Genomic DNA, 14,464 nt, shown 5'->3' with positions numbered 1-14,464 from the left:
AATAATATGCGCATATCCATATGTGCATTTAATAAAGCGTCATGAGAGAGCCTATGTTGCCTCACCAGTTTTTCAAATTGTTGGCCGATGAAACGCGCGTGCGGTGTTTGCTATTAATTGCTCGTGAAGGGCAGTTATGTGTGTGCGAGCTCACCGAAGCGCTGGATACCTCACAGCCTAAGATCTCACGCCACTTGGCACAACTGCGGGCCAGTGGTGTGTTGGTTGATACGCGCCAAGGGCAATGGGTGTTTTATCGCTTAGCCGCTGATTTACCGGGCTGGATGCGCAAACAAATTCAGGGTTTAGTTGATTCCAACTGCCTAAAAGACACTTATCAAGAAGATATCACGCGGCTTGCCAAGATGGCGTCTCGCCCTACCTGCTGTGTGTAAAGGAGAAAGCAATGACAATTAAAGTCGGGATCAATGGGTTTGGCCGTATCGGTCGCTTAGCACTGCGGGCAGCATTTGATTGGCCAGAGCTCGAGTTTGTGCATATTAACGATGTGGCGGGAGATACTGAAACGCTGGCGCATTTGCTGGAGTTTGATTCGGTACAAGGGCGTTGGCATCACGCGGTGAGTGCAGAAGGCAACCGCGTGCAGATTAACGGCAAGACACTGACGACAAGCCAAGAAAAAGCGATTGATGCAGTCGATTGGTCAGGCTGTGATGTGGTGATTGAGGCAACCGGAAAACACCGTGACGCGGATTTGCTGCAACAATATATGGACCAAGGCGTGAAGCGCGTAGTGGTGTCTGCACCGGTCAAAGATGAGCGTGTGGCGAATATCGTAGTGGGCGTCAATGACGCGATATTTGAACCGAGGAAACATCGAATCGTGACTGCGGCGTCGTGTACCACGAACTGCTTGGCTCCGATTGTGAAAGTGATCCATGAAAAACTAGGAATTGCGCAGTCAACCTTCACCACCATTCATGATTTAACCAATACCCAAACGATTTTAGACGCGCCGCACAAAGACTTACGTCGCGCCCGTGCGTGTGGCATGAGCTTGATCCCGACCACCACAGGATCAGCAACGGCCATTGTGGAAATTTTCCCGGATCTAAAAGGCAAGATTAATGGCCATGCAGTGCGTGTCCCGCTCGCCAATGCGTCACTGACGGATGTGATTTTTGATGTGGAAACCGATACCACCGCCGACGAGGTGAATGCACTGTTGCAAGAGGCCGCGGACGGCGAGCTTAAAGGCATTCTTGGCTTTGAGGCGCGTCCTTTAGTCTCGATTGATTATCGTGGCGATCAGCGCTCTACCATTGTCGATGGGCTGTCCACTATGGTGGTGGGTAAGCGTATGGTCAAAATCTATGCGTGGTATGACAACGAAATGGGGTATGCCACGCGCACCGCTGAGTTGGTGCGCAACGTCGGTCTTGTCGATCAGTAAGTGATGCTTGTTAACGGTGGCGGTGTATACAGTGCACCGCCTTTATTTACCGCTTTTATTAAACCTAAATAGACGGCCATCATGTTTGCTCAATTAAGCCAATCTGTGCGCCAGTACATGCTGGTTACCTTTAACTATTGGAACTTCACCATCACCGACGGCGCACTGCGCATGTTGGTGGTGCTGTACTTTTATGACTTAGGCTACGGCACCTTAGAAATTGCCTCGCTGTTTTTGTTTTACGAATTCTTTGGGGTAGTGACCAATCTTGTCGGCGGCTGGTTAGGGGCTCGATTAGGGCTTAACCGCACCATGAATATTGGCCTAGGCATGCAAATTGTGGCGCTTACTATGCTGGCGGTACCCGCGGCGTGGCTCACCATCCCTTGGGTAATGGCGGCACAAGCGCTATCTGGGATTGCGAAAGATCTCAATAAGATGAGTGCGAAAAGTGCGATCAAAACCCTGGTGCCCGATAATGCACAGGGTGCGCTGTTTAAGTGGATTGCGATCTTGACGGGCTCTAAGAACGCGCTCAAAGGGGCAGGCTTTTTTGTCGGTGGCGCACTGTTGTCTTTCATTGGCTTTCAATACGCGGTGGCAGCCATGGCCGGTGTGCTGACTGTGGTCTTTATTGGCAGTGTGGTGTCACTAAAAGCGGATTTAGGTAAAGCCAAAAGTAAGCCTAAGTTTTCAGAAATATTTTCCAAGTCGCGCAGCGTCAATATCCTCTCAGCGGCACGCATGTTTCTCTTTGGTGCGCGAGACGTGTGGTTTGTCGTCGCCTTACCGATTTATTTAGGCAACACATTCGGTTGGAGCCATAGTATGGTCGGTGGCTTTCTTGCGCTGTGGGTGATTGCCTATGGTGTGGTGCAAGGGATTGCCCCAAAAATTACTGGGCGTCAAGCAGGGCACTCACCGGGTGGTAAAGCGGCGCTGGGGTGGGCGCTTGGGCTTAGTGTGGTGACCGGCGTCATTGCTTACGCAATTGGCGAGCAATGGCACCCACAAGCGGTCATCATTGTCGGATTAATGCTGTTTGGCGTTATCTTTGCGGTTAACTCGTCGCTGCATTCTTACTTGATTGTGAGCTATGCCAAAGGCGATGGCGTGTCGTTGGACGTGGGCTTTTACTATATGGCCAACGCGATGGGGCGATTAATTGGCACGGTGTTGTCGGGCTGGGTTTTCCAAGTATGGGGGTTAGCAGCCTGTTTGTGGGTCTCGTTCGTCTTCTTGTTCATTACGACGGTGATTTCGCTGTGGCTACCTAGATCGCACGTCTCGGTGGCTCAAGCCTAAACAATAAGGGCAAGAGAATACACTTGCCCTTGTTCCAAACTATATTTACTCATTGATCATGTTGCTGATCTTCTTTTGCAGTTCTTTATCTTCACGCGCTTGACGAAAGACATTGTTATATTCTTCAATGGATAGGCCTGTTGCCTCAATGGCTTGCGCCATTTCTTTCTGCGTCTCCGCCATTAGTGCTTTAGCTTGCTCTTCATCACCGATGCTCTCGAGCTTACTTTGATAGTCTTTAGATATTGAAACAACCTGTTCAGCCGCTTCAGCGTAGCTGCTCACCACTTGGTCAGTCAGCTGATCTGCTGACATTTCGGTTGTCTCATTGGCAGCGAAACTTGGCAGACTGGCTGCAACAACAAACGCAAAAGATAGGGTCGCTAATAAACGTTTCATCAATTTTCTCCTTTTATTCATCGCTATTCACAGTAGAAGACATGGTGAGTGAAGGTCAAACGCGAAAAAGGCGATTAAGAAAGTTCTAACAAAATCATGACATTCTCAATGTCGGAGCCATTGCTCAGCTTTTTCGAATAACTCCAACAATCGGGTCTGCCGACATTTCTATTGTTGCTTCATATACTGCACACAGAAAGAAAGGAGGACCTATGGGAAAACTGATTGACGGTATTTGGCACGATGTGTGGTATGACACCAAAGCATCAGGCGGGCGCTTTGTTCGTGAAGATGCTGGATTCCGACATTGGATAACCGCGAGCGGTGAAGCCGGCCCAAGCGGGGATGCTGGCTTTAAAGCAGCGTCTGATCGTTATCATCTCTATGTATCTCTCGCTTGCCCGTGGGCACATCGCACCTTGATTATGCGTCATTTGAAAGGGCTTGAGCCCCACATTGATGTCACTGTCGTTGCGCCCGAAATGTTGGAGCATGGCTGGACATTCTCAGAGCCAGAGCCCTTATATGGCTTTGACTACGCGCACCAGTTGTATACCAAAGCCAAGCCTGACTATACCGGCCGGGTCACTGTGCCGATTTTGTGGGATAAGCAAACCCAGACTATTGTCAGTAATGAATCGGCCGATATCATTCGGATGTTTAACTCGGCCTTTAATGCCATTACGGGGAATGATGACGATTACTACCCAGAAAACCTGCGTGCAGCGGTAGATCAGTGGAATGAATTTGTTTATCCGAACGTGAATAACGGCGTGTATAAATGTGGCTTTGCCACCGAACAAGCGGCTTATGAAGACGCTTTTGATAAGCTATTCAGTGCGTTGACGGTGTTGGACGATCATCTGAGTCGCAACCGCTATCTGGCTGGGAATCAGATCACAGAAGCAGACTGGCGATTATTTACCACTTTAATCCGCTTTGATCCTGTGTACGTGGGTCACTTTAAATGTAACAAACAACGTATCGCCGACTACTGCAATTTGTTCTGCTATATGAAAGAGTTATTTCAAGTGCCAGGCGTGGCAGGAACGGTCGATATGCACCATATCAAAAACCATTACTACTACAGCCACGGCAACATTAATCCGACGCGCATTGTGCCTAAAGGGCCAGAGCAAGATTTGTGGTCGCCGCATGGGCGGGCGGCCTTGACTGGATAACGAATAGAATGTGTTGTTTCGCACAACGAACAAGGGCCAGCAAATGCTGGCCCTTTAAAAATGGTGGTGGAGGAAGGATTCGAACCTTCGAAGGCTGAGCCGTCAGATTTACAGTCTGATCCCTTTGACCGCTCGGGAACTCCACCACGGAGTCTTGCTTTATAAAATGGTGGTGGAGGAAGGATTCGAACCTTCGAAGGCTGAGCCGTCAGATTTACAGTCTGATCCCTTTGACCGCTCGGGAACTCCACCACGGAGTCTTGCTTTGTAAAATTGGTGGTGGAGGAAGGATTCGAACCTTCGAAGGCTGAGCCGTCAGATTTACAGTCTGATCCCTTTGACCGCTCGGGAACTCCACCACGCGATTGAGGCGAATCTTACCAAACCGATTGGAGCTGTAAAGGGTTTTCTTAATCTCAGAATGCGGTTGGTGTTTTTTTCAACGTCTTGCGTCCAAAATCAGCGATAAGCGTTGTTTTTATCGCTTTTTGAAACCTGCCTGAGTTTTCACAGTCTGAATGCTATGTAGCTAAATCTCGAATTTGGATGTAATAACGATAAAAAACAACGTCTTTACAATTCTTTAAGGACAAAAAAAAGTAGATCAGTACACTGGTGCTATTCAAATAATAAGGTGTCATGCAATGAAAAAATGGATGCTATTGGGCGTCGCTGTGTTGGCGGGGATCGCGTACTGGCAGTTTGGTGACTCGGCGCCATCGACCGACGGGACATCTGCGCCACCACCAGGCGCTCGCTCTGTGGATGTGATGACCGCGCCGGTAGAAACCCAGTCTGTTTCACCGTCTCTGTCGTTAGTGGGAAACGTCAAAGCTCATCAACAGATCAGTATTGAATCGGAAGTGTCGGCACGGATTGAAACCGTCCATGTGCAGCCGGGGGAAACGGTTGAAAAGGGCGCACCTTTGGTGACATTTAACCGTGCTAAAGCCCAAGCGGCTGTGTTGGAAGCGTCGGCCTATCTGAATGATGAAATGCGTAAACTTAAAGAATACAACAAGCTGGCGCAGCGCGGAGCATTGACGCAAACCGAGTTGGAAGCACAACAAGCCAGCGTCAACATTGCCAAAGCCCGTTTGCAGTCGGCGCAATCTGATTTAGATGATCATCGCCTAACCGCGCCATTTTCCGGGCGTATCGGTTTGTTTGATCTTAGCGTCGGTCAGCGTGTGGACATCGGTGAAACCTTGTTCAGTCTCGATAATCTGTCGCGTATGAATCTGGATATTCAAGTCCCAGAGCAGTATTTCAGCCGCTTATATCCTGATATGCCGGTGGTAGTGACCTCCCAAGCTTGGCCGGACAAAACGTTCAATGGTGAGATTCGGGTCGTGGACTCTCGTATCAATCAAGACGCGTTATCTGTTGGTGTCCGGGTCGCGTTGGATAACCCTGAAAGCCAACTGCAACCTGGTATGCTGATGGAAGCAAAATTGGCCTTACCACAACAGCAAGCGGTGATTGTCCCGGTGCAAGCGCTGCAGTATTCCGGCACCCGTCGCTATGTGTTTCGTGTTGATGATGAAGGTATCGCCCATCGTACCGAAATTACCCTCGGTGCACGCATTGATAACCAAGTGGTAGTGAGTAAAGGACTTGAACCGGGGCAAAACATCGTCATACAAGGCTTGGTGAACATGCGCGATGGCGCACAAGTATCAGTGTTAAATGCAGAAGCGCCTAAACATCAAGCTGATGATCAAAGCCGTGTCGATGAGACCGCATCTGAGACGGAGGCCAGCTAATGTGGTTATCTGATGTGTCGGTGAAGCGGCCGGTGATGGCGGTGGTTTTGAGTTTACTGCTATGTGTGTTTGGTGCTGTGTCTTTTTCGACGCTCTCTGTGCGTGAGATGCCGGATATTGATAGCCCTGTGGTGAGTATTTACACCGGATATTCGGGCGCGTCGGCAAGCATTATGGAAAGCCAAGTCACACAGTTGATTGAAGATGAGCTGTCCGGGATCAGCGGTATTGATGAAATTACGTCAGTCAGTCGTAATGGCTCATCGCGTATCACGGTGGAATTTAATCTCGATCATCCACTGACTGAAGGCGTGAGTGATGTGCGCGATGCGGTGGCGCGTGCGCAAGGTGGACTGCCCGATGATGCCAATGATCCGATTGTGTATAAAGATAACGGCACCGGTGAGGCCGCGATATACATTAATCTCGCCTCATCGGAAATGGATCGCAACCAGCTCACCGAATACGCCCAGCGCACCCTGGAAGATAGGTTCAGTTTGATCTCCGGCGTAAGCTCGGTCGATTTATACGGTGCGCTGTATAAAGTGATGTATGTAAAACTGGATCCGACGCAGATGGCAGGACATGGCGTCACGACCCAAGATATTCTCGATGCATTGCGGGAGGAAAACCTAGAAAGCCCGGGCGGGGAAATCCGCAATGACGTGATGACCATGCCGGTGCGTAGCGATCGTTTGTATCGTGATGCGGAAGATTTTAAACAGCTGGTGATACGAACCACAGCCGATGGCACCGCGATTTATTTGTCGGACGTGGCGGACGTGGCGATTGGTTCACGCAATGAAGATGCGACCTATAAAAACAATGGTATCAACAACCTGAGTTTGGCCTTGATCCCACAATCCGATGCCAATCCACTTGATATCTCTGATCGTGCCCATAAGCTCGTGGATGATATGCAGGCGTTTCTCCCTGAAGGCACGCGTCTGTGGGTCGATTATGACACCACCATATTTATCGAGCGATCGATAGAGGAAGTGTACAGCACGCTCTTTATTACTGGTGCGTTGGTGGTGTTGGTATTGTATATCTTTATCGGCCAAGCGCGTGCGACACTGATTCCCGCGGTGACCGTGCCTGTGTCATTGATTTCGGCCTTTATCGTAGCCTCAGCATTGGGGTTCTCGATTAATCTTCTCACCTTAATGGCGCTGATCTTAGCGATTGGGTTAGTGGTGGATGATGCCATCGTGGTGGTCGAAAATATCTTCCATCATTTACAGCAAGGCGATAAACCCTTGGTGGCCGCGTACCGCGGGGCGCGAGAAGTTGGTTTTGCGGTGATTGCGACCACGGCGGTGCTGGTGATGGTGTTCTTACCCATTACCTATATGGACGGCATGATAGGCAAGCTATTCACAGAATTTGCGGTGATGCTGGCCGTGACCGTGTTGTGTTCATCCTTGATTGCCCTGACGCTGACGCCCGTGCTGGGCAGTAAGTTACTGCGCTTAAATGTTTCATCCAGTCCGGTCAACCGCATTGTGACACGTGGGTTTGAGCGGCTTGAAAGCTATTATCGGCGCGCTTTAGTGCAGGTGCTGCGCTGGCGTTGGATGGCCCCAGTAGTAATCCTACTTTGCCTTGGTGGCAGTGGGGCGTTAATGCAATCTTTACCGTCTCAGTTGGTGCCGCAAGAAGACCGTGGTGTACTGTTAGCCTTTGTGAAAGGCGCTGAAGGGACGGCTTATAACCGCATGGTGGGCAACATTGAGCAAATTGAACAGCGCTTAATGCCACTGGTGGAAGCGGGCACCTTGAGTTCGGTGAGCTTGCAGACGCCCGCGTTTGGTGGTCGTGCCGGCGATCAAACCGGCTTTGTGATCATGCTTTTACCGGATTGGGATGAGCGCGACCGTTCAGCACAAGCCATTCTCGGAGAAGTGCGTCAGGTACTGAATGGCGTGCCAGATGTGCAAGTGTTCCCGTTTGCGCCCGGCTTTGGCGGTCGAAGCTCTGAGCCGGTGCAATTTGTACTCAGCGGCCCAGACTACCCTGAGTTGCATCGCTGGGCTGAGACCTTAGGTGAAATGAGTCGTGAAGCGGGCATGATTGATAGCCCGGACTATGACTACAGCCAAAATACGCCTGAGCTAGTCGTCAAAGTAGACCGCCGTCGTGCGTCTGAACTTGGCATTTCGGTACGGGACGTCTCCGACACCTTGGAAGTCATGTTAGGTGGTCGCGCGCAGACCAGCTATGTGGATCGCGGTGAAGAATATGATGTGTATGTCCGTGGCGATGAAAATGCGTTTAGCAGCAAGAGCGATCTGAGTCGTATCTATATGCGCAGTCGTAGTGGTCAATTGGTCTCGCTGGATGCGGTAACCACGGTGGAAGAAACCGCCTCTGCGCAGCGTCTAAGCCATACCAACAAGCAAAAATCGATCACCTTATCGGCGCACTTAGGTGAGGATGTGACGCTCGGCCAAGCACTCGATTATCTCGACTCCGCGGCGGCCGAGACGCTGCCAGTTGATATCTCGGTGGGCTACTCGGGCGAGTCGAAAGATTTTCGGGACAACCAAACCAGTGTGCTGGTGGTGTTTGGTTTAGCCCTCTTGGTATCGTACTTGGTGTTAGCGGCGCAATTTGAAAGCTTTATCAACCCCTTGGTAGTGATGTTGACGGTGCCCATGGGGATGCTAGGTGGCTTTTTAGGTTTGTGGCTGACCAACCAAGGGATCAATATCTATAGCCAAATTGGTTTGATCATGCTGATTGGGATGGTGACGAAAAACGGTATCTTAATCGTGGAGTTTGCCAACCAATTGCGTGATCGTGGTATTGCATTTGAAAAAGCGATTATCGATGCGTCAGTCCGTCGCTTGCGACCGATTTTGATGACGGCGTTTACCACCTTGGCAGGGATGATCCCGCTGATCCTGTCAACCGGGGCGGGGGCAGAGAGTCGTATCGCGGTTGGGACGGTGATCTTCACCGGCATGGCCTTTGCGACCTTTGTCACCTTGCTGGTGATCCCAGCGATGTATCGCTTGCTCTCGGTACATACCCATTCGCCTGAGTATGTGGCGCAGCAATTAGATAAAGCGTTGGCAGTGGAAACCGTGCATCGGACCAGTCATGGTGAGTTTGATACTAATCCGCATGATGAGCCGCGTAAATAGCCGCTGTTGTATGCTCGATACAAAAACCGCCTCGCGATGAGGCGGTTTTTTATTTCTTGTTGCTACCAAGGATGCGCGCTGTTACGCGTTTTCGGCTTGTTTGCGTTGCAGTGCGGCTTGTACGTCCGTTTGATTGGCGAGGTAGTCATCTAAGCCACGCTGACGCAAGTGGCAGGCTGGACATTCACCACAGCCAGTGCCTTTAATCCCGTTATAACAGGTTAGGGTGTGGTCGCGCACAAAATCGAGGGCGTGATACTGGTCGGCCAGTGCCCAGGTCTCGGCTTTATTCAGCCACATCAGCGGCGTCACTAATGCGAGTTGTCTATCCATGCCTTGCTCAAGGGCTTGCTGCATCGATTGAATAAAATCGTTGCGACAATCTGGGTAGCCAGAAAAGTCGGTTTCGCAGACACCGGTGATCACTGCCTCAGCGCCAATTTGATAGGCGTAGATGCCGGCCAAAGTCAAAAACAAGATATTCCGTCCCGGCACAAAAGAATTGGGCAGGCCGTTTTCGTTCAGCGCGTTAGAAACGGGAATGTTGTCGCGTGTGAGCGAGCTAATCGCTAATTCGTTGAGCAAGCCAACATCTAATACCTTGTGCGCACTGACTTTGCGGTTTGCAGCAATCTCACGGGCAACGTCAATTTCTTGCTTGTGACGCTGGTTATAGTCGAAAGTGAGGCAATGCACTTCGTCGTACTCTGCCTGCGCTTGAATCAAACAGGTGGTTGAGTCCTGTCCTCCGCTAAATACCACAACGGCTTTTTTCATCGGTTTGTCCTCTGGCGGTGCTACTTACCCAGTGTTACACAGAGCACGGATGGTACCCCTGTGTGGTATCGACAGCAAGCCAGACGCGATGATGTAATCCGTTAGTTAGTACGCAATTTGTCCCCTCTTTGTTTGCTAAACTACGCCTTGATAATTGATTTATAAAGGACATTCACAAGTCATGGACGGACTTGAACCGAAAACTATCCCCTGCCTGTGCCGCACGCCTATCTCGGGTATTTTTGTCAGAGTGTGTCACCCTGAGCACATCGACGCTGCCTTGACGCGAGAAAGCAAAGACAGACCGAACGGTCGGTATAATCGTCAGGGTGAAAGTGCGCTGTATTTGACCGAGAGTGCAGAAAGTGCGCGTGTGGCCATGCAAAAGTACGCCAGCCAGATCATAACGCCACGCGTGCTCGTGCGGTATCAGGTTGACCCCTGTGAGCTGGTGGATTTGCGTCATCCTGAACTCCAGCAATACAAAACCTTATCCAGCGTTGATTGGCAAGCCACCTTAGCAAAAGGCGAATCACCATCTAGTTGGTTGGTGGCCGATACGCTGAGAAGTGGTAATGAAATTGTCTTAATTGACCCGTCGCGAAAAGATCCCAGCACTTGGCATATCACCTTGTTTCGCTGGAACGCCCCAGGCGCGCCGTCTGTGACCAGAGTGGGCGAGCCTGAAGAGATTTGTCTATCAAATTAGATTAAGATTAGTTGTTATATGTACGTAAGTGAATGTTGATTATTCATTGCAATGAAAGATACGTAGTTGTCTCATCACCTATAACCAATAATGCTCATGTTTAGATAAAGAATACTCCTATAGGCATTTATAAACATTCTTTTTTTGTGACTCAGTTCTCTTCTTTTTAGTTTCAAAAAATTTTAACCTTAAACTATTTAACATAGTGGTTATTCAGATGATAAAAATAATACCTATCCTCATCATGTCTCTGATGGTTTCTGCATGCCAGTCAACTAATGTCAATATTAATGAAGATCTTGATGGTATCTTTAGAGATATAGCAACATACAACGTGGACTTGGGATCTTCAGCACTCGTTTTAGCTTCTGGTGATTATTTAGATTCATATGAAGAAAAAGGTGGAGTGGAAAAGTATCGTGTATTTGTCTTTAAAGATAAACGCTCTTACATAAATAAAGTAATGAGTGGGTATTGTGAGTCCCATGATGGTGTGATACATAAATATGATAGTCGTCGTATCGGAAGAGACAATATTAATAAGCATGTCTGTGAACTGAAGGAAAACAGAGATATCGCGATTTTTTCTTATTATTTTGATTATGAAGACTTGGTGAAAAAAGACTGGCCAAGCTGGGTTCTCACTTTTTTTAAACCAGTAGGAAATAATCAGTTATCACAGAGTGTTTTCCCCAGCTTTTCTAACAGGAAAGAGGCAGGCAAAGAGTACGAGTTGTGGAAGAAAGAAAGAGAGCAGAAAAGGAAAGAGCGTTTAGAAGAGAAGAAAAGAAGAAAGGAAGAAAAGCTTAAAAAATTGAAAGTGAGAAGCTTAGATACTCGAGAGAAGGTTCTGACTAAGGGAACAAAAATATGCTTTGTTTCCATAGAAGATAAAGTGGTGGGCTATACTGAGGATGCTACTGAGGAAAAAATAAAAGTGATGATAAACTCAGAGTATATTTGGGATTGGCCGGATAACTGGTACGCATGTGACCGTTATTGAGAATGCCTTTTTGGAAAAGAGCCTCCAGAATAAGTAGGCTCTTTTTATTAGTAGCTACATCACAGAAACTAGAGTTTAAAAGTTATTCTTTCGCGGCAAAGGCTTTTAACCCTTCGAGCGTTTCAGCTGGGATGGGGCAGCTTTTACCGGTTTTAAAATCGCAATAGACAATCAAAGCCTCGCCTTCGGCCACACAGCGTTCTTGATTGTGACTGTAGATTTCATACTTCATCGCATAGCGCTTTTCTTGAATATCTTCCACCCAAGCCACGGTGGTGATGGTATCTGGATACACCAAAGGGGCGCGATAATCGCAGCGGGTCGAGCCGACCACCGGGCCAACATGCAGTCGTTTAGCTAGCTCGAACACTTCCAGTTTTTCAAGCATCACCACGCGCACATCTTCAAAATAGCGAAAGTACACGGTGTTATTGATGTGTTGCAGGGCGTCCATGTCGTTCCAAACAATCGCCTGCGTATGAGAGAGTGGGTAGTTTTCTACTGGGATATTTGCCACAAGACAATCCTCCTTTATTGTGTGCCTTGATTGCACACCAAGCACAATGACAAGACAAGCTGGGCAAGTGTAAATACGGAGCTTGGTCTAACAATTGCGTAACAGAATGAATAAAGTGACAAAGTAGGGAGCAAAGCGTGTGGCTATAATCGACTAATGTGGCAGCAGCCAGATTCTGGTATGATACGCCCCCTTTTTGGCCGTGCTTGGGCGCGGCTTTGTTTACTTTTGCTGTGGATACGACTTTGACTGATACCGCTTTTTCCTCGCTCGCGTTACCTGCTGATTTACTCGATAACTTAGCGACGCTGGGTTACACCGAAATGACACCGATTCAGGCGCAGAGCTTGCCGTCTGTGCTCGATGGTAAAGACATTATTGCTCAAGCAAAGACAGGTTCAGGGAAAACAGCGGCGTTTAGCCTTGGCGTGTTAGCCAAACTGAACGTGAAGCGCTTTCGCGTGCAATCCTTGGTGCTGTGTCCAACCCGTGAGTTGGCCGAGCAAGTCGCTGAGGAGATGCGCAAGTTGGCGCGTGGCCGCCATAATGTCAAAGTACTGACGCTGTGTGGCGGGGTATCGATTGGCCCGCAAATTGGCTCACTGGAGCATGGTGCACACATTATTGTCGGCACTCCAGGGCGTGTCGACGATCATTTACGCAAGGGTACATTGCGCCTCGATGATGTTGAAACCTTGGTGTTGGATGAAGCCGATCAGATGCTGGATATGGGCTTCCAAGATACCTTGGATGCTATCATTGCGCGTGTTCCCGCTCATCGCCAAACCTTATTATTCAGCGCCACCTTCCCGCGCTCGATCAATGCGATTGCCCAGCGAGTGCTGAGCCACCCTGTCTCCGTTAAAGTGGATGAGGTGAAAACGCAAAGTACAATCTCGCAGCACGTCTATAAAGTTGATGACAACACGCAGCGTTACCAAGCGTTAAAGCTACTGTTATTACACTTTCAGCCGCAAAGTTGTGTGGTGTTCTGTACGACTAAAGTCCAAACACAACAAGTGTGCGACAACTTAGAAGATGATGGTTTTAGCGCCGTTGCCTTGCATGGTGATATTGAACAGCGTGGCCGTGAGCGCACCTTGGTAAAATTTGCCAACAAAAGTGCCTCGGTGCTGGTGGCCACTGATGTCGCCGCGCGAGGCTTAGACATTGATGACATGGATATGGTGATCAACTATCAACTCGCCCACGATCCGCAAACTCACGTGCACCGCGTCGGCCGTACCGGTCGCGCTGGCAAAAAAGGGGTGGCGTGTTCGCTGTATAACGATGCTGAGCACTATAAGCTGGCGATGATTGGCGATCAGTATGACCGCGATTTTCTCCCCGAAGCCCTGCCGCCGCAGCATTTGCTCGACACTACGCCTTATCAGCCTGAGATGGCAACCTTGATGATTGACTCGGGTAAAAAGCAAAAAGTACGCGCGGGCGATATTTTAGGCGCACTAACCGGTCAAGATGGTATTGACGGTAAACAGGTGGGTAAAATCAATGTGCTCGATAATGTGGCGTTTATTGCAGTGTCACAATCTTGCGTTAAAGCCGCGTTGCGTAAGCTCAATGAAGGTAAAGTTAAAGGCCGCACTATTCGTGCCCGCCGGGTTTGATCTTTACCGTAAGCTATAAAAGCAGTGCCTAGGTCCTAGGATCCTAGGACCTAGGCACTTTTTCTACAGGGACAGGCACGATACGCTTTTTACTCGTTCCCACGCTCCTGCGTGGGAATGCATACAATGACAAAATTTATACATCGATGGTGCCATTGGCGACGATGACACAAGCCCCAGTACGATGATGGGTATGTGCACATTGTCAACGGGCGCCTGTCACAATCGGTGCCAAATTTACCACCAATGTCGGATGACGCGCGGCCCATATCGTGATAATGATTGGCATTGTGCTGGCGCTTATGCCGACCTACGCCAGGTTTATATATCGATGGTGCCATCGGCGACGATTGCTCGTTCCCACGCTCCTGCGTGGGAATGCATACAATGACAAAATTTATACATTGATGGTGCCATCGGCGTAGGTGACACAAGCCCCGGGACATTGTTGGATAAGTGCACATTGTCAACGGGCGCCTGTCACGATCGGTGCCAAATTTGACATCGAGGTTAATCTTTGGCTTTGATGTCGGATGGCGCGCGGCCCATATCGTGATAATGATTGGCATTGTGCTGGCGCTTATGCCGACCTACGCGTACTTTAATATCAATGATG

At 49.2% G+C, this 14,464-nt stretch carries 12 protein-coding genes and 3 tRNA genes; 9 read left to right on the top strand and 6 right to left on the bottom strand.

Annotated features, from left to right (window positions below):
• The first annotated feature begins 53 nt into the window (after positions 1-53).
• The 3 genes from BZG75_RS00915 (at position 54) to arsJ (ending at position 2,719) form a co-directional block, all read left to right on the top strand.
• On the top strand, positions 54-395 hold the full coding sequence (locus BZG75_RS00915) for a metalloregulator ArsR/SmtB family transcription factor (protein WP_021024015.1): 342 nt from the start codon (positions 54-56) through the stop codon (positions 393-395).
• An 11-nt stretch (positions 396-406) separates the two neighbouring features.
• Positions 407-1,414, top strand: coding sequence for an ArsJ-associated glyceraldehyde-3-phosphate dehydrogenase (locus BZG75_RS00910; protein ID WP_077460115.1), 1,008 nt, complete (start codon positions 407-409; stop codon positions 1,412-1,414).
• Positions 1,415-1,495: 81 nt separating this feature from the next.
• Positions 1,496-2,719, top strand: coding sequence for an organoarsenical effux MFS transporter ArsJ (arsJ, locus tag BZG75_RS00905; RefSeq protein WP_077460116.1), 1,224 nt, complete (start codon positions 1,496-1,498; stop codon positions 2,717-2,719).
• 45 nt (positions 2,720-2,764) lie between these two features.
• On the opposite strand, the gene BZG75_RS00900 is transcribed toward arsJ, so the two are convergent.
• On the bottom strand, positions 2,765-3,118 hold the full coding sequence (locus BZG75_RS00900; RefSeq protein ID WP_158009946.1) for a DUF4168 domain-containing protein: 354 nt from the start codon (positions 3,116-3,118) through the stop codon (positions 2,765-2,767).
• Positions 3,119-3,330: 212 nt separating this feature from the next.
• Between BZG75_RS00900 and BZG75_RS00895 the strand changes: the two genes are divergently transcribed.
• A complete protein-coding gene (locus BZG75_RS00895; RefSeq protein WP_077460118.1) occupies positions 3,331-4,299 on the top strand; it encodes a glutathione S-transferase family protein in 969 nt (322 codons plus the stop codon).
• Positions 4,300-4,360: 61 nt separating this feature from the next.
• Here the strand turns inward: BZG75_RS00895 and BZG75_RS00890 are convergent.
• The 3 genes from BZG75_RS00890 to BZG75_RS00880 all read right to left on the bottom strand — a co-directional run bounded on the left by BZG75_RS00890 (position 4,361) and on the right by BZG75_RS00880 (position 4,658).
• Positions 4,361-4,445, bottom strand: a tRNA-Tyr gene (locus BZG75_RS00890).
• A 21-nt stretch (positions 4,446-4,466) separates the two neighbouring features.
• Positions 4,467-4,551, bottom strand: a tRNA-Tyr gene (locus tag BZG75_RS00885).
• Between the two features lie 22 nt (positions 4,552-4,573).
• Positions 4,574-4,658 (bottom strand) — tRNA-Tyr (locus tag BZG75_RS00880).
• Between the two features lie 285 nt (positions 4,659-4,943).
• Between BZG75_RS00880 and BZG75_RS00875 the strand changes: the two genes are divergently transcribed.
• Both BZG75_RS00875 and BZG75_RS00870 read left to right on the top strand, forming a co-directional pair.
• Positions 4,944-6,065, top strand: a complete 1,122-nt coding sequence (locus tag BZG75_RS00875; protein ID WP_077460119.1) for an efflux RND transporter periplasmic adaptor subunit — start codon at positions 4,944-4,946, stop codon at positions 6,063-6,065.
• The gene (locus tag BZG75_RS00870; RefSeq protein ID WP_077575889.1) at positions 6,065-9,214 is read left to right on the top strand and encodes a multidrug efflux RND transporter permease subunit; all 3,150 of its coding nucleotides are present in this window, start codon (positions 6,065-6,067) and stop codon (positions 9,212-9,214) included. The genes BZG75_RS00875 and BZG75_RS00870 overlap by 1 nt, the downstream gene beginning before the upstream one ends.
• A gap of 81 nt (positions 9,215-9,295) precedes the next feature.
• Here BZG75_RS00870 and queC read toward each other — a convergent pair whose 3' ends face one another.
• The gene (gene queC, locus BZG75_RS00865; RefSeq protein ID WP_021024560.1) at positions 9,296-9,991 is read right to left on the bottom strand and encodes a 7-cyano-7-deazaguanine synthase QueC; all 696 of its coding nucleotides are present in this window, start codon (positions 9,989-9,991) and stop codon (positions 9,296-9,298) included.
• Between the two features lie 181 nt (positions 9,992-10,172).
• Here queC and BZG75_RS00860 point away from each other — a divergent pair, with 181 nt between their 5' ends.
• Together BZG75_RS00860 and BZG75_RS00855 are read left to right on the top strand one after the other, a co-directional pair.
• Positions 10,173-10,700, top strand: a complete 528-nt coding sequence (locus BZG75_RS00860; RefSeq protein ID WP_077460121.1) for an RES family NAD+ phosphorylase — start codon at positions 10,173-10,175, stop codon at positions 10,698-10,700.
• A gap of 217 nt (positions 10,701-10,917) precedes the next feature.
• Positions 10,918-11,703, top strand: a complete 786-nt coding sequence (locus BZG75_RS00855; RefSeq protein WP_077460122.1) for a hypothetical protein — start codon at positions 10,918-10,920, stop codon at positions 11,701-11,703.
• 82 nt (positions 11,704-11,785) lie between these two features.
• Here BZG75_RS00855 and BZG75_RS00850 read toward each other — a convergent pair whose 3' ends face one another.
• A complete protein-coding gene (locus BZG75_RS00850) occupies positions 11,786-12,220 on the bottom strand; it encodes an acyl-CoA thioesterase (protein WP_241824035.1) in 435 nt (144 codons plus the stop codon).
• Between the two features lie 245 nt (positions 12,221-12,465).
• Between BZG75_RS00850 and dbpA the strand changes: the two genes are divergently transcribed.
• Positions 12,466-13,848, top strand: coding sequence for an ATP-dependent RNA helicase DbpA (gene dbpA / locus BZG75_RS00845; RefSeq protein WP_077575962.1), 1,383 nt, complete (start codon positions 12,466-12,468; stop codon positions 13,846-13,848).
• Positions 13,849-14,464: the final 616 nt, after the last annotated feature.

The organism is Salinivibrio sp. AR640, assembly GCF_001995405.1.
Taxonomy (GTDB): domain Bacteria; phylum Pseudomonadota; class Gammaproteobacteria; order Enterobacterales; family Vibrionaceae; genus Salinivibrio; species Salinivibrio costicola.
The sequence above is the reverse complement of the archived record's forward strand: the minus strand, read 5'-3'. Positions and strand labels throughout refer to the sequence as shown.

Excerpts from the sequence above, each read along its gene's own strand:
- BZG75_RS00900 (WP_158009946.1), bottom strand. The coding sequence starts at position 3,118 with ATGAAACGTTTATTAGCGACCCTATCTTTTGCGTTTGTTGTTGCAGCC.
- BZG75_RS00895 (WP_077460118.1), top strand. The coding sequence starts at position 3,331 with ATGGGAAAACTGATTGACGGTATTTGGCACGATGTGTGGTATGACACC.
- queC (WP_021024560.1), bottom strand. The coding sequence starts at position 9,991 with ATGAAAAAAGCCGTTGTGGTATTTAGCGGAGGACAGGACTCAACCACC.
- BZG75_RS00875 (WP_077460119.1), top strand. The coding sequence starts at position 4,944 with ATGAAAAAATGGATGCTATTGGGCGTCGCTGTGTTGGCGGGGATCGCG.
- BZG75_RS00910 (WP_077460115.1), top strand. The coding sequence starts at position 407 with ATGACAATTAAAGTCGGGATCAATGGGTTTGGCCGTATCGGTCGCTTA.
- BZG75_RS00860 (WP_077460121.1), top strand. The coding sequence starts at position 10,173 with ATGGACGGACTTGAACCGAAAACTATCCCCTGCCTGTGCCGCACGCCT.
- BZG75_RS00870 (WP_077575889.1), top strand. The coding sequence starts at position 6,065 with ATGTGGTTATCTGATGTGTCGGTGAAGCGGCCGGTGATGGCGGTGGTT.
- arsJ (WP_077460116.1), top strand. The coding sequence starts at position 1,496 with ATGTTTGCTCAATTAAGCCAATCTGTGCGCCAGTACATGCTGGTTACC.
- BZG75_RS00855 (WP_077460122.1), top strand. The coding sequence starts at position 10,918 with ATGATAAAAATAATACCTATCCTCATCATGTCTCTGATGGTTTCTGCA.
- BZG75_RS00915 (WP_021024015.1), top strand. The coding sequence starts at position 54 with ATGTTGCCTCACCAGTTTTTCAAATTGTTGGCCGATGAAACGCGCGTG.